The organism is Enterobacter sp. Acro-832, assembly GCF_011752745.1.
Lineage (GTDB): Bacteria > Pseudomonadota > Gammaproteobacteria > Enterobacterales > Enterobacteriaceae > Enterobacter > Enterobacter quasiroggenkampii.
The window spans coordinates 885,097-905,078 of sequence record NZ_VWWX01000001.1; the positions used below are offsets into that span (position 1 = coordinate 885,097).

Annotated in this window: 16 protein-coding genes; all 16 read right to left on the reverse strand. The window is 42.9% G+C overall.

The genetic code is table 11. The features are described from left to right. Nucleotides 1–3: 3 nt before the first annotated feature. Entirely contained in the window at nucleotides 4–975 is a 972-nt protein-coding gene (locus F3J31_RS04135; RefSeq protein ID WP_167211473.1) for a glycosyltransferase family 2 protein, read from the reverse strand. Between the two features lie 408 nt (nucleotides 976–1,383). Further along, nucleotides 1,384–2,430, reverse strand: coding sequence for an acyltransferase (locus F3J31_RS04145; protein ID WP_167211478.1), 1,047 nt, complete (start codon nucleotides 2,428–2,430; stop codon nucleotides 1,384–1,386). Nucleotides 2,431–2,544: 114 nt separating this feature from the next. Then, nucleotides 2,545–4,770, reverse strand: a complete 2,226-nt coding sequence (locus tag F3J31_RS04150) for a glycosyltransferase (RefSeq protein ID WP_167211481.1) — start codon at nucleotides 4,768–4,770, stop codon at nucleotides 2,545–2,547. Next, complete coding sequence (locus F3J31_RS04155; RefSeq protein WP_240152748.1) at nucleotides 4,767–6,581, reverse strand: class I SAM-dependent methyltransferase; 1,815 nt, start codon at nucleotides 6,579–6,581, stop codon at nucleotides 4,767–4,769. Before F3J31_RS04155 ends, F3J31_RS04150 begins: the two co-directional genes overlap by 4 nt. Beyond that, nucleotides 6,574–7,863: an ABC transporter ATP-binding protein gene (locus tag F3J31_RS04160; RefSeq protein WP_167211488.1), complete on the reverse strand. Its 1,290-nt coding sequence runs from the start codon at nucleotides 7,861–7,863 to the stop codon at nucleotides 6,574–6,576. Before F3J31_RS04160 ends, F3J31_RS04155 begins: the two co-directional genes overlap by 8 nt. Continuing rightward, a complete protein-coding gene (locus tag F3J31_RS04165) occupies nucleotides 7,853–8,662 on the reverse strand; it encodes an ABC transporter permease (protein WP_167211492.1) in 810 nt (269 codons plus the stop codon). Before F3J31_RS04165 ends, F3J31_RS04160 begins: the two co-directional genes overlap by 11 nt. A gap of 71 nt (nucleotides 8,663–8,733) precedes the next feature. Next, nucleotides 8,734–9,660: a glycosyltransferase family 2 protein gene (locus tag F3J31_RS04170; RefSeq protein WP_167211495.1), complete on the reverse strand. Its 927-nt coding sequence runs from the start codon at nucleotides 9,658–9,660 to the stop codon at nucleotides 8,734–8,736. Between the two features lie 2 nt (nucleotides 9,661–9,662). After that, a complete protein-coding gene (rfbC, locus tag F3J31_RS04175; protein WP_167211498.1) occupies nucleotides 9,663–10,211 on the reverse strand; it encodes a dTDP-4-dehydrorhamnose 3,5-epimerase in 549 nt (182 codons plus the stop codon). A gap of 13 nt (nucleotides 10,212–10,224) precedes the next feature. Beyond that, entirely contained in the window at nucleotides 10,225–11,115 is an 891-nt protein-coding gene (rfbD, locus tag F3J31_RS04180) for a dTDP-4-dehydrorhamnose reductase (RefSeq protein ID WP_167212032.1), read from the reverse strand. Nucleotides 11,116–11,137: 22 nt separating this feature from the next. Next, nucleotides 11,138–12,010 carry a glucose-1-phosphate thymidylyltransferase RfbA gene (gene rfbA, locus F3J31_RS04185; protein ID WP_167211501.1) on the reverse strand — a complete coding sequence of 291 codons (873 nt, stop codon included), beginning with the start codon at nucleotides 12,008–12,010 and terminating at the stop codon, nucleotides 11,138–11,140. A 14-nt stretch (nucleotides 12,011–12,024) separates the two neighbouring features. Continuing rightward, the gene (gene rfbB, locus F3J31_RS04190) at nucleotides 12,025–13,113 is read right to left on the reverse strand and encodes a dTDP-glucose 4,6-dehydratase (RefSeq protein WP_167211504.1); all 1,089 of its coding nucleotides are present in this window, start codon (nucleotides 13,111–13,113) and stop codon (nucleotides 12,025–12,027) included. A gap of 401 nt (nucleotides 13,114–13,514) precedes the next feature. Continuing rightward, on the reverse strand, nucleotides 13,515–14,408 hold the full coding sequence (galF, locus tag F3J31_RS04195) for a GalU regulator GalF (RefSeq protein ID WP_167211507.1): 894 nt from the start codon (nucleotides 14,406–14,408) through the stop codon (nucleotides 13,515–13,517). 176 nt (nucleotides 14,409–14,584) lie between these two features. Next, the gene (wcaM, locus tag F3J31_RS04200; RefSeq protein ID WP_167211509.1) at nucleotides 14,585–15,976 is read right to left on the reverse strand and encodes a colanic acid biosynthesis protein WcaM; all 1,392 of its coding nucleotides are present in this window, start codon (nucleotides 15,974–15,976) and stop codon (nucleotides 14,585–14,587) included. Between the two features lie 12 nt (nucleotides 15,977–15,988). Then, nucleotides 15,989–17,209, reverse strand: coding sequence for a colanic acid biosynthesis glycosyltransferase WcaL (wcaL, locus tag F3J31_RS04205; RefSeq protein WP_167211512.1), 1,221 nt, complete (start codon nucleotides 17,207–17,209; stop codon nucleotides 15,989–15,991). Then, nucleotides 17,206–18,486 (reverse strand): colanic acid biosynthesis pyruvyl transferase WcaK, encoded by a 1,281-nt coding sequence (wcaK, locus tag F3J31_RS04210; protein ID WP_045908618.1) that lies wholly within the window; start codon nucleotides 18,484–18,486, stop codon nucleotides 17,206–17,208. Before wcaK ends, wcaL begins: the two co-directional genes overlap by 4 nt. Before the next feature lie 17 nt (nucleotides 18,487–18,503). After that, the gene (gene wzxC, locus F3J31_RS04215) at nucleotides 18,504–19,982 is read right to left on the reverse strand and encodes a colanic acid undecaprenyl disphosphate flippase WzxC (RefSeq protein WP_032646471.1); all 1,479 of its coding nucleotides are present in this window, start codon (nucleotides 19,980–19,982) and stop codon (nucleotides 18,504–18,506) included.

A 19,982-nucleotide genomic window follows, 5' to 3' on the forward strand; every position in this document is an offset into this window, starting at 1 on the left:
ATATCACTCCAGACTTTCTGCCAATGGTCGTTGTGGTTGTGTATGCATATCATAAGAGAGGAACGATAGAAATAATTGCACACCAATAATTATTGGCATTGATGCAAGCATTACGGTACCGCTCGATGCAACAGTGTCAGAAATTATGGAATGATACCATTCGGAAAGACCGAAAATAATACCAAATGACATCATTAAAATACTTAGAGGTAATTGAACGGATGCTACAGAGAAATCTCTCAGATAGTATTTATAAAAGATTCTCTTGATTGAGTTTTTAATATGACCTTTCATAAATTTAAAGAGTATGTCTGATATTTTTAAGTTTGATATTTCGTCTGCATAAACTGATTTCATAGGAATATCAATCACGACAGCGTTAATGGTACCCAAACGGAAAAGAATATCTGACTCAAAAAAATATCGCTCAGAAATTTTGTCGAGATTTAATAGTTTAAGAACATTCAAATTAATTGCTGTATAACCATTAGTAGGGTCGAAGAGATCCCAATAGCCGGAAGATATTTTCTGCATGAAAGACAATCCAAGATTACCTAATAATCTTATTTTGGGCATCGACTTAACATCTTCTGGGTTATAAAATCGGTTTCCCTTTGTATAATCAGCTTTATTTGACAATATTGGATCACTAAAATGATGCAATATACTAGGATCCATCTGATTATCACCATCTATCTTTACTGCACAGTAATGACCATCTAAAATAGCTTGCTTATAACCACTTAAAACAGCAGCACCGACACCTTTGTTGACTTCATGGAAGATCACTTTTACACGCGGATCTGAACAGTTAGCCTGAACATAATCCCCAGACCTCTCCGGACAACAGTCATCAACAACATAAATTGCACTTACAGTTTGCTCAATACGGTTTATGACATCAAGAATATGCTTTTTAACTTTATAAGTTGGAATTACAACAGCTATAGTTTTTTGTATCACATTATTTTCCATTATTGAACACCCAGAATTTAGAAATAAAGAAACTTATAACAAACAACAATGTTTCGGTTGCTATTTTGGCTATTAATGTATGCAGCGGCAAAAATGAAATATTAAAAGAAATGAACTTTAAAAAAGCCATCAACATAACATTACTAAGTAGCGTCATGAAAACCCAGAAGAATGCAAAACGTAAGTATACCTTTATTAAATAACGAACCTCAAGACCCCTCTGATATTTAAACGTATACCGATAATTTAGATAACACCCGAGGCAAGCAGCCAATGCACGTGATAAAATATTTGCATAAGTTACTTTGACATCAACCAAAACAAAAAGTTGTAATAATGCTGTGTCTACAAAAAACTGAATAACACCAATATTAAAAAACACAAAAATTCTGTCGAAAGTTTTCAAATTCATTTATAAAATCTTTTTTCTATGAGCATGTATGACAAAGCTGAAATACCCAAGATCACTATCAGCGATATTAACCCGGGCCAAAATTGCCCGAGATTGTTTGATGGAAGTGAATTTTTAATATTCAAAAATATTGGCAAATGATACAAATAAATACTATAGCTGATAGTTCCTAGATAGCAAAAACCGGACCAATGACATAGTTTCAAAAAGATATTATTACGTTCAAAAACAATAAAGGAGGCGATAACACTAACGATACCAACCGCTAAAAAAGTTCTCGAAAAAATTACTGTTGAGGCTGATGTCCAAAATTGAGGGCCTATATGTTTTACGTGAAAAACAAATGCTGACACTATTAGCAATCCACTCATTAACAAAAATGTTCCAATAAAATTATTTTCAAAGATTTGTCGTTTTGTTATCCACAATTTCGCCAGAAGGACTCCACAGGCAAATTCATCGAGCATTCCCGGAAGTTGTGTTGTCCATATAAACATCATCATTGGATCTGCTTTAACAATATAAAAACAATAAGCACGCCAGCACCATGAAATGACAAACCATAGTGCAATGTAATAATAAATTTTTTTATCACTTTGTATGATTTTATAACTTAAAGCCATGAGGATGTAAAACATGAATTCAACGCCTAAAGTCCAATAGACGCCATTAATACTACCATGGAAACGTGCATCAAATGAGTGTAAAAAAAGCAGGTGAACAGCAATATGGGTTATACCATTTGTAGTAACTAAAAAATAGGAAGAAGCCAACGCCACAAGCACGAGCATCGAAAAATAGTAGGCTGGCGCAATTCGCAAATAACGACGTTTAAGGTATTTTAATGTATCCCATGGCTTCGATTTGATAACACTGATACCTATGAATAACCCACTGAGGACAAAGAAAATATCAACCCCAATCCAACCCCACGTAAACAATCTTGTAATAAAAGATACTTGCAATACCTCCATGTGATAGAGAACGACAAGCATTGCCGCGACGCCACGTAGGACATTCAGGCTGATTAATTTTTCTTTCATGGACCCTCAAGACTCAAAATGTTTTATTCTTAACGAAATCATATATAACTAGAAAAACTTCGCATATAGTTATTTGTTATCATAAAAAACAACAGCCTTACGGCTGTTGTCACTTTATTTTTTATTTATTATTTCATGAATGGGTTTTCTTGAGAGATATCGCTTCAACTTCTTTTGGATGTTAATAGGTATAAACTTTACCAACTTTGCAAGTAATTTTATCCTCATGGACATCCATAATAATAACAGTATCCGTTCTTTTATACTTGCCGTTTTTTCCGTACTCTTGTGCAATATTGAGTGATTGATTAAAATCTTCGACAACTGCAGAGCATTATCTCTCTTATCATATTCCATAATGTTTTTATTACTCAGCAAAGACAAATACGCTTCTGAATAATAGTTTTCGGATACCTCATGAGCTTCATGCTTGAAAACATTGCTTACTTTGCGGTCATAAAAGTCAGGCTGCTGCAGCATAAACTCCTCAAAAATTGATACTAACTGCTCGATAGAACTATTCCAATCAATCACTTTAGCTAAGTGATTAGCTGTCACCCGTTCGGTGAATGCTCCAATATTAGGAATAATTACAGGATAACCATTATGAATCGCCAAACTAAGAGTATAACTATATGTTTCAGGCCACAGAGCCGGATACCAAACCACATCAGGCGAGATGTTATTTACCAACTCGATTGCATGTTCTTCATTATAAGGACCGTGTATAATAACTGAACTATCAAGTTGACGATAAGCATACCCCAAAAGGTAAAATTCAATATTTTTTTTGCGGAAAGCTTTAGCAACTTTTTCTAGATTATCAGCGCCTTTCTCCTTGCTTAACGCACCAATAACAAGGACTTTCAGTTTGTCACTTTGGTTGCATTTTTTTATATTATTGATTTTATTTTTAGCATATAGCTCATGATCCAGATGGTAAGCGACACGCGAACTTTTTTTAAGCTGTGGTATAAATTGAATGAAACGACTATAGCAGTCGACTGAAGGAAAAATTATTTCATCAGCTTTATTGAGCCATTCTTGATAACTATTAGATTGTAATAAAATTGATTTCGATCTATTATTATAATTTTCTACAACTACATTATCACCAATGAACAAGCCTTTCTCATCAGTTAATGTTGGGTTAGATGATAATAAGAAATAATCATGAATCGTAATCGCATATTTGACTTGTAATTCATTCGGAAGATTTAAAATTCTTTCATTGAATCCCAAAGTATGATGAAAATGTACAAGACTTATGCCAACTCGTTTCAAGAAATCCAGTAACTTTTGATAGTCTTCAACTCCAAATGAGAATTCATATTTGTTACTATGAGAAGATAAATCGATCCTAATATTGATATCACCATCTGTTGCACCAGGTGTTAAGAGAAGGAAATGCACATTATCTTTGTAAAATTTTGCCATTTCAGCAATATGTTTTTTTACACCGCCACCAAGTTTGTGCGAAACTAATAAAATCGTTGGCAATTGACTTTTGGTAAGCAATGACAAATACGTTTGTATTCTAGAGTAATGAGCAGGATCTTGTTCTATAAAACGCATTACGTCATGAGTATATTGTGGATGCAGCTCATTTAATAACTCCATCGCACGTTCCTTACGCGGGTTCTGCTCATCGGCAAAACTCACGCCACCTTTATGATACACAAAGGTGTCTAAGGCATGAACATTTTTCCACCCTTTCTTAATCGCACGTTGGCACCAGTCGTTTTCCTCACCATAGCCGCGCCCAAAGGTTTCTACATCGAGTAAACCTACATCCTCAATTGCCTCGCGCTTCAAATACATACAAAAACCGACCCCCGTAGGTACTTCCACATATTTTGCTTTGGAGGAACTATTTGCAACGCTGGAAAATGTTTTATCGATGAGATCAACGGACATTCCTGCAAAGAGCACATTGTCTTCACAGAAATTAGGGAAACTACAAATAGTTGCATTATTTGAGTAAGGCGTAACTGTAGCTATTTTGTCATCAGAATGAGCAATTTTACGCAATCGCTCAACCCAATCATTTACAACTTCCACGTCGCTGTTTAGAAAAATGACATCAGTATCATTATGATATGTGATCCCTCGATTAGTCGTACCTGTAAAACCTAAATTACTTTCATTTTCTAATAGAATGAAACCATAATTTTTTGCAGTTATTCTTAAGTACTCAGTCAACTCTGGCTCAGGACTGCAGTCGTTAATTAAAATAACATTGACGAGATCTTTATCGATACTGCTATGAACAGTTTCAATTGCCGCGACCGTCTCATCCATCCCTCTGTAAATAGGAATGACTATATCGATTTTTCTCATTTTAAGATATTCCTAGCTTTTTTTGTTACTTTAATAACGGCTCTTGCCAAGATTGATTTTCTTATTTCTAAAAGCTCATTTTTGAAATAATTTCTCTCTTCAGCAAGTTTTTCTAAGAGGTCATGATGTTCATTAATTACAGCTGCATCTAATGCTATCTTATAACGTAACTCATCAATTATCTGAAGATGCTTAGGATGCAACTCCATCACCCTTTCAGGTACTTTACATATTAATGACGAAAATTGAACATCTGAGCCATTAATTTTATTTAAAAAGCCTCTTTCTTTTTTCTGAATATTAGAAAGCAGATTGGCATCAAAATCAATATTGATAGTTTTCAAAAGTGAGCTTACTATTTCAGCAGGAGATATCTCTAAAGGATGAATTGTTTTGAGATTAACAAGACTCCAATAAACACCTCGATAAGCCATCCAGGCGAGGGATACACGTTCATTAACACACCACTCTTGATCAAATATGAAAACACTGTCGTTCAAAAATTTCACATTAAATGGAGTGAGATCGATTAAATTGCCTGGTATTGTATTATTTTGATCCGCTTTTGTGAGTAGAAGATTGAACCAGCGTTTGTAATAAATCATGAAGGAATCGAAATCTTTATATATATTCCATTCTTGCTCTAATTCATTCTGTAGACTTTTACCTGAAACATACTCTTGCTCAAGATCAAGAAGTACAATATCATTCTGTAGTTTACATTTATTTATCTTACTTTTAGATACAGTAATATTTGGACCATCATGTTTAAATCTTGTCTCAGTAACAAATTCGCTATTGCGATGGCAATTATAATACGATGCAATGATATTCTTATGAAATATAGTATCATTACTGTTTCCACCGCTGATATCACTATATTCGGCAACTATTAAAAATGAGTTAGACAAATCTTGTACGATATCATTTTTGCATAGCTCAGGCCATACTAATGATTCTTCAAAAACACGCCCAGTTCTGCCAGAATAATCTCTGGATTGTACAGAACTCAGCAATTCTTGACAGATATTTGCTTCATTAAAGCTTTCGTCATCAAGTATAAGTACGGGTAGTTTATAGTCAGGAAATGGATAAAAGAATTTTGTGCTCAAAAAACCATTAACATTAAGTAATTGTTTAATTTCTTTTTTGCCAAAAGTAATAGGAGAAACTTTCTTATACCTATTTTCAATACTAAGATTTATTTCATCAAGATGGTCTTCTGCACATCCATTGAAATATTTCAGCCCTAATTTGTTCTCTATCGCAACAACAAGTTTTCCAGATGGCTTAAGGTACGTTTTAGCTATTTGGAGGTAACTTTGAATAGGATCACTGGCAGATGAAAATAAAGGTGCATATTCTAGAACTCCAATGAATAAAACCCAGTCATATTTTTTCTCACTTTCAAATTCAAGAAAATTATCCACATGGATTTTGACGTTTTCTAATTCGCGACAACGCTCTCCAGCAATTCTAGCGCGAGAGGAAGTCCCCTCAATGGAATCAACTATTGCGCCAATCTCGCCTAAATATCTGGTCATGGCACCGCATCCACAACCTAATTCCAGAACATCCTCTCCAGCCTGAATATTCAAGGGGCGAAGCAAACAATGACGCTGCCTTGAGAAATGATATTCAGTTGGCCAATCAGTGATTTTTTGCGCAAGCTCATTTGACCAAACACTCTTATCATTGAGATTAAGTACTATTTCATAAAGTCTATTTTCAGTATCCGAGCCATCAGAGTAATTGATAGATGACGAGTCATTTTTCTCATAGAAATTATAATTTTTGTTTTTTTTATACATTGAGCTCACTCGCTTCAACTCCTCTCAGTAAATCTACAACACCATAAGATTTAGTTTTCGATTCGACTCTAATATTTATTGCATCATAGCGACGTTCTATTGGAACAATTTCATCATTTATCTCAGTAACAACACCAAGAGAAATCACATAGTCACCAGTACAGAGTTCTGGTTTCAATCTAAATGCGCATTGGATAATTTGCCCTGCACTCACACTCTTAAGCAATGCATCATCAACCGATGCACGAGTGTTGGTACCAAAAATAGTAATCCCATCTACAGATTTAAGTGTAAAGCCTATAATAACGTTTAAGAAGCTTTCAAAAAATTCGACTTCAAAACCAAATACCAGATCAGCATGATTGTCGAATATAATGGGATTTCTTTTTTCGCCCTGCTGTATATCAAAGTTTATTATCTGTGCTTGCCTATTACCCCATCGATGCTCATGATTATTATAATAAATAGCATCTGATAACTCTCGTCTTTCAAAACTAGCGCCTAATGCTGTAAGCTTTGGCGGTTCTTCGTTTTTCCCAAAAAGGAGTTCCAAATATTTGTTTGCAATAATACTTGACTCCCCTATTGCCAGCATCTCACCCTGCTCAATCAACACAGCGCGGTCGCAGTGCCTAGTAACCTGTTCCGTCGAATGTGTTACAAGGAGAACAGTTGTCCCTTTAGATTTAAGTTCATTGATTCGCCTAAAACATTTTGACTGGAACCGAACATCGCCAACAGCAAGGGCCTCATCAATAATTAAAATGTCCGGATCAACAGAAGAAGCAATGGCAAAAGCCAGGCGCATAAACATTCCGCTTGAGTAGTTTTTAACTGGCTGTTCAATAAAGTCGCCAATGTCCGCAAAATCGAGAATGCTATCGAACCTTTCTTCTAATTCTTTTTTAGTTAATCCTAAAATGGCGGCGTTAATATAAACATTTTCCCTGCCGGTAAATTCAGGATTAAAGCCAGCCCCTAGCTCCAACAATGCTGATAGTCGTCCATGAACTTCTATTTTTCCGGATGTGGGAGTAAGTGTTCCACAGATAATTTGCAACAATGTAGACTTACCTGCACCATTACGGCCAAGAATACCAATTGATTCCCCTCGTTGTGCCTCAAAAGAAATACCTTTAAGAGCATGAAATTTTTTGACAGTAGAGGAATCTTTGAGCCCAAATACATCGCGAGAAAATTTTGCAAGCTTTTGGAACTGATTTTTGTAAATATTATAAGATTTGCAAACATTATCAATTTTTAAAGTGGTTCTATATAACATCAGCAAACCCTTTTTTTGTTCTATCAAAAATAATTAGCCCCAGAGCAGCAATTGCTAATGTACTAACTAATGATATTATATAATGAAGATAGTTGGGATGGTTGCCATAAATTAGAACATTTCGAAATTCTTCGATGAAGTATGTCAGCGGATTTAAATATATGATTGTCTGAAGTCTTTCAGGTAGCATTGAAACTGGATACAAAATTGGCGAAGCAAACATTAGCATTGCTGTCAATATACCCGTAAGGTGAATAACATCCTTAAAATACACACCAATTGCTGAAATAATCCAACTAATACCCGCGAGTAAAAAAATGAATGGTATAATCAGAGGAAATAAATACAATATATTTAGTGATATACTGTGAGTTATAATTACTTTAGCTATTACAAGCAAAACAAATCCAATACCAGCCTGAAACGTCGCACTTCCTACAATTACCCAAATTAATGACTCAAGAGGAAACACGACCTTTTTAACATAATTTGAATTATTTTGCATGAGTCCCGGCGTTCGATTCAAACATTCTGCTAATTGCGCATGAAGTATCATGCCTGTGTATAAAATTAATGCATACATGTCTCGTGGTAATTCTTCACCTTTTCCCCAGCGGGCCTGAAATACATATGAAAATACAAATGTATAAAGAGCAAGCATTATCAATGGAGTAATTACAGACCATGCGAGTCCAACTGTTGACCCTCTATATCGCTGTAAAATATCACGTTTTGTTAGCTGATAGATTAAATTATAATTAGCAAATAAGCTCTTATATAACTTATTGAAAATCGACATTAACTTTTCTCTTTGCTTAAAGATTTATCCCACAAGCACCACATCAAAAAACACAATTGCTCATAAAAATACTATATTTTTTTTAATAACAGCGCCACATAAAAAGCAATACTTTCTAAAACACTTTGTCTGTACAATCCAACATTATGAGCATTTACCATTCTGCTAATAAAAGATGCCGTTCTTATATAGCTAAATTTATCAATTAGTATTTTGCTTTCTTCTGTGAGATGCCCATTTAATGCCTTCAAAAGTAAAATATTTTTATCTATGCTTGGCCGTAAACTACCAGAAAAAAGTAATTTAAATCTTAATATTCTTGCTGACAGTAACCTGTTAGCACCAACTATATTTCCTGAATGTTGTCGATATTTTACTGTCGAAGTTGAATCATAGTACACGTAACCACCACATGCACAGACACATTGATATATCCACCAATCATGTGATGGAACTAGTATACTTTCAGGAACCTTAGTTATAATTGTTCTTGCAGCATGATTTATCAGCATGGTATTACCGCCAGCAATGCTTTGGATTAGCGCATTTTTAAGCGTGGCAGCTTTATTGAAATTGTATGAATAACCAATGGTAATATCTTGTTCATCGATCAACTCAGTTCTCGAGCAGTATAATGCAGGAGTCTGTGACTTACTACTGAGGACCGATAGACTTCTTTCTAATTTATCCGAATTCCAAATATCATCCTGATCGCAAAAAGCATAGTAATCAGAAAAAATACAGTGGTTGTATATTAAGGAAAGAAAGTTTCTTGCAAAACCCTGGCCGGGTCCATCTAGTATGACAAAACGGTTTTTTCCTAATTTTTTCTGGTAATGCCTCAGAATTTCTATTGTTCTGTCGCTGGAACCATCGTCAGAAACGTAAATATCCCAGTGTGTATAGGTCTGGTTTATTATTGAATCCAGTTGTTTTTGTAAAAATTCTTGTCCATTATACGTGCAAAGTAAAATGGTAACCTTCGGCTGTTGTGTCATTATCAACAATAAATATCTGCTTTATTTAACGTTACGGCACAAGCATCTTTTTGAGAAAGCTGAATATTATCTACTAATGGCCATTTAATACCAATATCAGAATCATTCCAGATGATGCTTCTTTCAGAAGTTGGACTATAATAACTGGTAGTTTTATAAACAAACTGTGCTTTTTCACTTAATGTTAAGAATCCATGAGCAAAACCTTCAGGGATCCACAATTGCTTTTTGTTATCTTCACTCAAGATAACTCCGACCCACTTTCCAAATGTTGGAGAGTTCTTGCGTATATCAACTGCAACATCAAAAACTTCCCCTTCAATGCAACGCACCAGTTTACCTTGTGCATTCGGTTCAAGTTGATAGTGTAAGCCTCGCAAGACGCCGCGCTGTGATTGGGAATGGTTATCCTGAACAAAATCAATATTGTAACCAACAGCTTCATCAAAAATTTTCTTATTGAAGCTTTCAAAAAAGTAACCTCTAGCATCACCAAATACTTTAGGTTCGATAATCATTACATCGGGAATTTCTGTTTTAATAATATTCATATATACACTCGAATTATTTTCCAAGAGTTTCTTTTACTACACGCACAACACCTGTCTTCCAGTCCGGTAATGATACATTGAATACCTGCTCAAACTTACGGTTGCAAAGACGTGAGTTTAATGGCCTTTTCGCAGGAGTAACGTATGAAGAAGTTGGTACACCGTTAACCTTTTTAACATTTAAACTTTCGCCATTATATTCAGCTGTTTCAAAAATAAAATTTGCAAAATGGTACCATGTGGTTTCACCGCTTGCGACCAAATGATAAATTCCATAGTTGGCATTTTCTGACATAACTTTGTGGATAGCTAATGACGTACAATCCGCAATGAGTTCAGCTCCTGTAGGAGCCCCAAACTGATCGTTGATAATTGAAAGTTCTTCTTTTTCAGCAGCTAGACGCAGCATTGTTTTTATAAAGTTTGCACCACGTGTTGCGTAAACCCAACTTGTTCGAAAAATCAGATGCCTAGGGTTATTATTGATAATGGCCAGTTCACCTGATAATTTCGTTTCTCCATAAACATTTAATGGTCCAGTCATTTCCTCCTCACATCGAAAATGCGAACCACTTCCATCAAAAACATAATCTGTGGAGTAATGAACTAACAGTGCATTAATATTTGCCGTTTCTTTAGCAATTATATCAACTGCATCGGCGTTCAAAGACTGGGCTAATCCAACGTCGCTCTCTGCTTTATCTACTGCAGTATGAGCTGCAGCATTGACGACAACATCCGGTTGAACTCGGCGAATCGTTTCTGCTATTCCTGAGAGATTTGTCAGATCTCCACAAAGCTCATTATCAAAATAATCAATTGCTATCAGCTCGCCCAGAAAACATAGCGAACGTTGAAGTTCCCAACCAACCTGCCCATTCTTCCCAATCAATAAAATTTTCATTTTCTGTTCCATAAACGCCCGATCAAAATTCTTCATTAATGAGCATTCTCAAATATCGTCCATAATCGTTTTTAGCCATTTTATTTGCCTGTTCCAGAAGCTTTTCACGTGAAAGCCAACCTTTACGGAATGCAATTTCCTCTAGACAAGCCACTTTCATTCCCTGACGTTTTTCTATTGTATGAATAAACTGAGAAGCTTCCACGAGGCTGTCATGTGTGCCAGTATCAAGCCAGGCAAACCCCCTCCCTAACAACTCTACTTGCAGGTTACCTTGTTGCAGATACATCTGATTGAGGGTTGTGATCTCGAGTTCCCCTCTTTCAGAAGGTTTAACCTGCTTGGCCATTTCCACAACATGCTTATCGTAAAAATAAAGTCCTGTCACAGCCCAATTTGATTTTGGTTTTACTGGTTTCTCTTCGATTGAAAGTGCTTTGTAGTTTTCATCAAACTCTACAACACCGAAACGTTCTGGATCCTGGACCTGGTACCCAAATACCATGGCACCACCTAAGAGCTGTGCGGCAGTTTCCAGTTTTTTACCAAAGCTTTGACCGAAGTAAATATTATCACCAAGTACAAGGGCACATGGTTCATTATTAATAAAATGTTCACCAATAATAAATGCCTGCGCCAGGCCATCCGGGGATGGCTGAACCGCGTAAGATAAGCTAATCCCAAATTGCGAGCCATCGCCTAACAGGCGTTTGAACGAAGGCATATCTTCCGGGGTGGTAATGACCAAAATCTCACGGATACCTGCCAGCATCAGTACGGAAATTGGGTAGAAAATCATTGGCTTATCATAAACAGGAAGCAACTGTTTAGATACACCTTGCGTAATCGGATAGAGACGGGTTCCGGAACCACCAGCAAGTACAATACCTTTCATAATATTTCCCTTTATTATTCCGCCAGTCCCAGACGTTCGCCTGCATAGGAGCCATCCATTACGCGCTTCCACCAGCTTTCGTTTTTCAAATACCACTCGACTGTTTTACGGATACCTGACTCAAAGGTTTCCTGAGGCACCCATCCCAGATCGTTTTTAATTTTGCTGGCATCAATGGCGTAGCGCAGGTCATGTCCCGGACGGTCGGTTACATAGGTAATAAGATCGGCGAAGTGATTAATGCCTGCAGGCTTATCGGCAATAATTTCATCCAGAATGGTGCAGATTGTCTTCACGACTTCAATATTTTTACGCTCATTGTGACCACCGATATTGTAGGTTTCGCCCACACTACCTTCAGTTACCACTTTGTATAACGCACGCGCATGATCTTCAACAAACAGCCAGTCGCGAATCTGCTCGCCGTTACCGTACACCGGAAGCGGTTTGCCTGCCAGTGCGTTGAGGATGATAAGTGGGATCAGTTTTTCCGGGAAATGATAAGGACCGTAGTTATTTGAGCAGTTAGTAACCAGAGTAGGTAATCCATAGGTTCGCCGCCATGCGCGCACTAAATGGTCACTGGATGCTTTCGAAGAGGAATAAGGACTGCTGGGGGAATAAGGTGTTGTCTCAGTAAACAGCGGAAGAGAGCTTCCGGTTGGTACCTCATCAGGATGCGGCAAATCACCATACACTTCGTCGGTTGAGATATGGTGGAAACGGAACGCAATTTTGCGGGCATCATCAAGTTGTAACCAGTACTTACGTGCCGCTTCAAGCAGAACATAGGTACCAATTATATTGGTTTCGATAAATGCCGCCGGACCAGTGATTGAACGATCTACATGACTTTCTGCAGCAAGATGCATGACAGCATCAGGTTGGTGCTCAGCAAAAATACGCGCCATGGCATTTCCATCACAGATGTCTGCTCGTTCGAATGCATAACGCGGATCATTTGCAATGCCTACCAACGATTCGAGGTTACCAGCGTAGGTCAACTTATCTACGTTAACCACAAAATCTTGTGTATTATTAATGATATAACGAACTACAGCAGATCCAATAAAACCTGCACCACCAGTGACGAGTATTTTCACAAGACTATTCCGTATTGCGTCGTAATGTTTAGATTCAAACTTAATACATAGGGCCGAACTGCACAGCGCAGAAAATATAACCACGCTACCGCCCCTGGCTCTACAGCTACCAGTATACTGAAAAAGAAAGACAGTGCTTTTAGCCCACCAGCCTCTGCAGGGGTCTGTTTTAGAGGGGGGGCCGCACGAAATGCTAATCGGCTATTCTCCCCTTAAATGCCATCGAAAACAAGGAGAAATCTTACCGCTAAATAAGGATGTTTGTGAGCGTCTGACTAGATTTACACCTTGATTTTAATGAAAAAAAAAGGCAGTGAGAATAATTGCCTAAGCTGCGAACAGCTCTGAATCACCCTCAGCTACCTGCTTCTTGTTCCGTTCGAAACGTCCGATTTGACGCCTTAATGTGTGAGAAGTTTCTCAATCCTCTGGCGGAACTTCGCCCCTTCCTTCAGGTTGCGCAGTCCATAGTTCACAAACGCCTGCATATACCCCATCTTCTTACCGCAGTCATAGCTCTCACCGGTCATCAGCATCGCATCGACAGACTGCTTCTTCGCCAGCTCAGCAATCGCGTCGGTGAGCTGAATACGGTCCCAGGCGCCTGGCTCAGTTTTTTCCAGCTCGGCCCAGATATCCGCGTTCAGAACATAACGGCCCACCGCCATCAGGTCAGAATCCAGCGTCTGCGGCTGATCCGGTTTTTCGATGAACTCAACGATGCGGCTAACCTGCCCTTCCGTCTCCAGCGCTTCTTTGGTCTGAATTACGGAGTACTCGGAGAGGTCGCCTTTCATGCGCTTCGCCAGCACCTGGCTACGGCCCGTTTCGTTGAAACGTGCCACCATTGCCGCCAGGTTATAGCGCAGCGGATCGGCAGACGCGTTATCAATAATGATATCCGGCAGCACAACGATGAAGGGGTTGTCACCCACAACCGGACGGGCACAAAGAATAGAGTGTCCCAGACCCAGCGGCTGCGCCTGACGCACGTTCATGATGGTCACGCCCGGCGGACAAATAGACTGCACTTCCGCCAGCAGCTGACGCTTAACGCGCTGCTCAAGCAACGCTTCGAGTTCGTAAGAGGTGTCGAAGTGGTTTTCTACCGCATTCTTGGACGAGTGCGTAACCAGGACGATTTCTTTGATCCCTGCAGCAACAATCTCGTCGACAATGTACTGAATCATTGGCTTATCGACGATCGGCAGCATCTCTTTAGGAATGGCTTTTGTGGCTGGCAGCATATGCATGCCCAGGCCTGCTACCGGAATGACTGCTTTCAAATTAATCATTATTTCTTCCACCTTAAAATGGTTGACGAATTATAGCTCTAAAACCTGTTTTCGCCAGCATGATTTGCCGTAATCCTGAAGCAATGTTACGCCTTAGCATTACATATTTCAGTAGTTGTAATCTGATTCGATCGCGCTTTTATGCCAGGAATAGTCTTAAAACAAATTATTATCGATTATCTGTGCGGAAGCGCAAAGTTCAGCCTTTCCACATTCACTACCTGCTGGTCGACCCGGTCAATATCCACCGAGCTTTGCCCCTTCTCATTAACGGCTTTTATGTTCGCCAGCGACAGCAGCGTCTCGTCTTTCGCCATGAATTTTCCTCGCACATCCTTGCGCAGGTCGAAGTTAATCTTCAGGGCAGGCCCCACGGCAGCTTCCTGCATAACATTGATATTGCGTAAAAAAAGATGCTGCGGCTTGTTGTGTAATTCAAGCGTAGCACGCTGCATATCCACGTTGGTTATCGCCACAAACGAGGTCGCGTTACCGGATGAAATCTGTATTCCGCGCAATTTATACGCAAGCTGGCGGTTATCGAGGTGAATATTATTGAGCTTGAAGTTCTGCGGGATGGACAAATAATCGCCTTTTATGACCCCATAGCCGATTAACATTCCCGCACTGTTGACCATGTCGACATTATCAATAATGAAATTATCACAGCCATAAATGGCCACCGTGGCGTTGTCTATTCCTGCCTTTTTACTGAAGTCAGGGGTGATATTTTTGGCCTTAATATTGCGGATAACAAAGTGTTTCCCGTTTTCCACGTGCACCAGCTGGCGACAGTTGCTGCCGGTGATGTTGGCCACCACGAAGTTCTTAACGGTTTGCTTTTCCGGGTAGTCATTGTCATAGGTGCTGCCGGCGAGGCCAATGCCGATGCCCCAGTTGATCTTGCCGTTGGTGCAGTTGATGTTATCGATGACATGGTCGGAAATCAGGATATTGCGATCGTTGATAGCGACGTTCCACTCGATCGCATCGCCCTGCAGATGGCTAAATTTGCTGTTGGTGATGCGAGCGCCGTCCACCTGGTTGTGGAAACCCTGGCGCAGGATAGCGTAGTTGGCCTGACTCACGCTGATGTTATCAATCAGCAAATTGCGCATCACGCTGGGTTTCTTACCGCCGATGTAGATCTGCGCTACAGGGCCAAAACCGCTCATGGCCAGCCCTTTAATTACGCAGTCGGAGCCACGTACATCGAGAGTGATATTCTCTGTCCGTCCCTCGCCTTCCCCTATCACTTTGCTGCCTTCCTGCAGAACAAAGCGGCCGCGGCCATTGCCGGTTAACGCTCCGCGGATCAGCAGCGTTTTACCGTCGGGAATGAAAATACCCGTGTTGATGTTTTCACAGGTCAACCCGGCAGGGACAACGACCGTGTCCCCATCATTAAACGCCTGCTTAAAGGCCGCGATCCAGTCGTTGTTATCGTACTGTTTAACAGAGACCGTTCTTCCACTCGCCGCCTGCGCAATGCGGGACGACAGCAACGGCGTAGCCGCCAGAACGGACAGAGACGAGACAAAGGTGCGTCGGGTAATCTTTTTCAGCATACATCCTCGGCGTTACAACGTTTGCAGCAGGCTGGCTAACTGACGGTTAATCACCTGCTGGTTAAAATCGGCTTCAACTTTTTGTCGGGCATTGTGCAGCACGGGCTCCAGCGCCTGCTGGTCGATATCGCTGAAGGCAGCTAACCGATCGGCGAGCGCCATGGCGTTATTCTCGGGCACCAGCCAGCCGGAATGGTCAGACTTAATCAGCTCCGGGATCCCGCTGTGCAGGGTAGAGACCACCGGTATACCCACGGCCATTGCCTCCATCAGCGCCACCGGAATGCCTTCCATATCGCCATCGGCCCCCGTTACGGAAGGCAACAAGAACACATCTGCCTCATCAAGCATGGCCTTGACCTCGTGGCTCGGCTTGAAGCCCGGCATCTCTACGACATCTTCCAGTTGATACTGTTCGATCAGCGTGCGCAGACGACGCTCCCATGGCCCAATTCCGAGAATGCGGTAGTGGAAATCCACTCCACGCGCTTTCAGCTGGCGGCAGGCTTCAATCGCCACATGCAGCCCTTTCTTCTCGGTCAGACGCGCGACGGAGATGATCTGCAGCGGTTTACCCGGCACTTTCACCGGACGGCGGGTAAAGCGCGTTAAATCCACGCCCATGCGCGAAACGGCAATTTTCTCTCCCGGGCAGCCCATGTTTTTCAGGCGTCCGGCCCACAGTTCGCTGATCGGCAGCATCATGTCGCCACGCCGGAAAAGCTGCTGGTATTCCGGCGTGTAGTGGTTCAGCACTTCGCGGCTGGAGATGTCGATACCGTGGAAAATGGTCGCAATTTTACCGTCAATTACGCCCAGTTCGCGCAGCTTCGCGGCGGTGACGCCTGCCGGGCCAAAGTGGGCGATAAACACGTCGGCACGATACGGCTGCGCCGTTTGCCCGCAGATGGCCGACAGGATCAGATTGCGTGATTCTGATCCATAGCGGGAGACATTCAGCGCCCGCCACGTCGACGCGCGATGGATCCCACGTAAGGTCTGGCTGGCGCGGTGGCGCAACTTACTCAGCTTCCCGAACGGCTCATCCTGCAGCCAGCGGGTTTTTGCCTCCAGCCCATACTGGGTATACGCCGCATGGGTATTTTGGGTATCGCCCTTTTGCAGGGCGATAATCTCCACGTCATATCCCATATCGATAAACGCGGTGATTTGGTTCAGAACAAACGTTTCGGACGACAGTGGAAATTTCAGTAAGAAGAAACCAACCTTCATTTCCCCTCCCGTACGCGATCGAGTACCGATTTCACCATTCCAATGCCCTTCTCGCGCTCGGCTTTCACCGCCACCGCCAGACGTTCATTGATAGCAGGCAGTTGGCCAAGCGTGTCCCCCACCATGGCGCCGAGCGATCCGTCCAGCAGGTGACGAATATCCACCGCCATTTCCGGCATACCGAGCTGCTGCATAATCCCGGCGGACTTGTGCTCATAGTTAATGGCAATGGCCGGCGTGCCAAAGTTCATAGAGATAATGGCCGAGTGCAGACGGGTGCCCACCGTCAGATCGCAGGCGGAGAGCAGCTTGCCCATCTCCAGGTCGTTCAGTTCATCCATCACCACGTGATAACGTGACGGGTCATTGACCAGGTTGCGCAGGTTCAGCGCCACCATGCGGTCATCTTTGTTGTAGCTGTCGATGCCGGTACAGGTGGACAGCGCCAGCACCTGGTACCCGCTGTCCAGCACGCGGTTCACCACGTCGGCGAACGCTTGCTCATACGCCGCCTGGGTCGTGCCTAAACGTTTATCGAAGGGCGCCAGCTCGCGCAGGGTAATGGCGACGGTTTTCTGTTTCGCCGCCACGTCGAGCCAGTGCTGCACCGCGTAGCTCGGCTGGAAGCTGTCGTCCTGGTGATCCACCAGCCAGGCGGTATCCACGCCGTGCTCAACTTTTGACGTGTCAATCTCGCTGCGCTTCATCATCTCAAGGCTGACCGACTCGCGCAGGATCAGCGCGTCGCAGTGGCCGAAGACATAGTTTGCGAGCTGGTTAAACTGCGGATCCTGGAAAGGCCCCACGCTGTGGCCAATCATAAACAGCGGCTTTTTCGCCATGAACGTGCAGAGCGCATGCTCAAACTGCGGCACGCCGTAGAGATCGACGAAGAATGAACCGCCGACCTGGATAATGGCGTCATAGCCGGACAGCAGACGAACAAAGTCAGTGAAGCCCTGCGCGATGGCGATGTTGCGCAGCTTGCCGGTATCGGTCACCCGGGAAAGCAGCACCTGATGCTGGTAGCGACGACGCAGCACTTTTTTCACGCGGCCCATCACGCCCGCGGCGTTGTTGTGCTGTTTCATCTGGCTGTAAAGCGGGTCGCCCATCACCGGGCGGTTCAGTAACCAGGATGAGCTGACCGGATAACGGCTCATCACGTCCACTTCGGTCTCAGGCTTAAGGGTGTTAATCGCATCCAGTAAACCGCGCAGGATGGCGCTGTCGCCACGGTTGCCGCAGGTATGGTTGCCAAGAATTAATAATTTCATAATGGCCTCTTAAAGAACTAGCCTGCGCGAAGCAGCGTTTTCATTTTTTCGTTACGGCAAAACTGGCGCTTCATCTCAACGACCAGCGCATTGCGAGAAAGTACGATCATCACGACGAAGGCCAGCGCCCCCGCGGCAACCTGCACCGCCAGCAGCGCGGCCAGCGGGAGATGGCCGCTGAGGATCGCACCCAGACCGTAGCTCACCGCCAGGGTCGGCAATGAGAGATAGAACGGCAGCCACAGGCTCAGGATGTATTGACGATAGCTGGAGCCCAGCACCGGTTTAATCATGATGAAGTAGCTCAGGACGGTATTGACGATCTGCACCAGCAGGAAGCCCAGCGTCACGCCAATGGCGCCCGCCATGTGCCCGCCGACGATAATTGCCGGAATAAACAGGAAGGTTTTGAACACGTTGAATTTAAAGCTGATGTCCACGCGCGCTTTTGCCATCAGCAGGGACCCAATCGGGTTCCCCACGGAGCGCAGCAGCCCTACCACGCATAGCAGCTGAAGGATCGGGATAATACCGTTCCACTTCTCGCCAAACACCAGCGGCACGAAGTTGCTGGACACCACCATCAGCCCCAGCAGCACTGGGAAGTTGATAATCCCCACCACCGAAAGCAGCTTGTAAAAGTTAACGCGCAGCTTTTCGGTGTCGTCCTGAATCTTGGCAAACGCCGGGAACAGCACGCGGGTGATAATCGGATTCAGCTTCATCGGCGGCACCACCGCGACGTTGTAGGCCAGGTTGTAGCCCCCCGCCACGCTCGCACCGAGAATACGTGCCAGCACCAGCGTCGAGAGGTTGGTGTTCACGTAGTTGATAATGCTGTCCGCCGTCAGCCACGCGCCAAAGCGCAGGTTGGACGAGACGGACGCAAGAGAGAAATGCAGTCCCGGACGGTAAATTTTACGCCCAAAGTAGCCGAACAGCAGCGTACGCACGGCAGAGTTCACCAGGTAACCGAGGATGGCGGTCATCGCCAGCGGCCAAAAATGGGCGCTCACGACGGTAAAGGTAAAGCCCGCCAGCACGGCGCTGGTCTCGATCATGCCGATCTTATTGAACTCCAGCTCTTTCTGCATCAGCGCGCGGAACTGCTGCCCGTGGGGGATTACCACGAACGCAAACGACAGCGTGCGCATCAGCGGGGCGAGATCCGGGTTGTGCAGCACGCTGGCGATGGTGTCGCTCAGCAGGAACACCAGCACAAACACGAAAATCCCCAGCCCCACGTTCAGCCAGTAGAGCGTGGTCAGCTCAAGATGGCTGATCTCTTTGCGCTGGATAATCGAGTTGGCGATACCAAAGTCAGACAGCGTATCGGCCAGCGCGATGATCACCAGCGAGACGGTCAGCAGGCCGAACTGGTGATTATCGATAATGCGCGCCAGCACCGTCATCTGCACCAGGCCGAGGCCAATGATGACGATGGTCGCCATCGCTGACCACTTGGCGCCGCTGATGGTTTTTTCACGTAAGCTCAT

What these genes read in the sequence shown, in the direction of transcription:
- wcaL (WP_167211512.1), bottom strand. Translation starts at nt 17,209, where the DNA reads ATGAAGGTTGGTTTCTTCTTACTGAAATTTCCACTGTCGTCCGAAACG.
- rfbC (WP_167211498.1), bottom strand. Translation starts at nt 10,211, where the DNA reads ATGAATATTATTAAAACAGAAATTCCCGATGTAATGATTATCGAACCT.
- wcaM (WP_167211509.1), bottom strand. Translation starts at nt 15,976, where the DNA reads ATGCTGAAAAAGATTACCCGACGCACCTTTGTCTCGTCTCTGTCCGTT.
- F3J31_RS04160 (WP_167211488.1), bottom strand. Translation starts at nt 7,863, where the DNA reads ATGTTATATAGAACCACTTTAAAAATTGATAATGTTTGCAAATCTTAT.
- rfbD (WP_167212032.1), bottom strand. Translation starts at nt 11,115, where the DNA reads ATGAAAATTTTATTGATTGGGAAGAATGGGCAGGTTGGTTGGGAACTT.
- F3J31_RS04165 (WP_167211492.1), bottom strand. Translation starts at nt 8,662, where the DNA reads ATGTCGATTTTCAATAAGTTATATAAGAGCTTATTTGCTAATTATAAT.
- wcaK (WP_045908618.1), bottom strand. Translation starts at nt 18,486, where the DNA reads ATGAAATTATTAATTCTTGGCAACCATACCTGCGGCAACCGTGGCGAC.
- galF (WP_167211507.1), bottom strand. Translation starts at nt 14,408, where the DNA reads ATGATTAATTTGAAAGCAGTCATTCCGGTAGCAGGCCTGGGCATGCAT.
- F3J31_RS04145 (WP_167211478.1), bottom strand. Translation starts at nt 2,430, where the DNA reads ATGAAAGAAAAATTAATCAGCCTGAATGTCCTACGTGGCGTCGCGGCA.
- F3J31_RS04135 (WP_167211473.1), bottom strand. Translation starts at nt 975, where the DNA reads ATGGAAAATAATGTGATACAAAAAACTATAGCTGTTGTAATTCCAACT.
- F3J31_RS04170 (WP_167211495.1), bottom strand. Translation starts at nt 9,660, where the DNA reads ATGACACAACAGCCGAAGGTTACCATTTTACTTTGCACGTATAATGGA.
- F3J31_RS04150 (WP_167211481.1), bottom strand. Translation starts at nt 4,770, where the DNA reads ATGAGAAAAATCGATATAGTCATTCCTATTTACAGAGGGATGGATGAG.
- wzxC (WP_032646471.1), bottom strand. Translation starts at nt 19,982, where the DNA reads ATGAGCTTACGTGAAAAAACCATCAGCGGCGCCAAGTGGTCAGCGATG.
- rfbA (WP_167211501.1), bottom strand. Translation starts at nt 12,010, where the DNA reads ATGAAAGGTATTGTACTTGCTGGTGGTTCCGGAACCCGTCTCTATCCG.
- F3J31_RS04155 (WP_240152748.1), bottom strand. Translation starts at nt 6,581, where the DNA reads ATGTATAAAAAAAACAAAAATTATAATTTCTATGAGAAAAATGACTCG.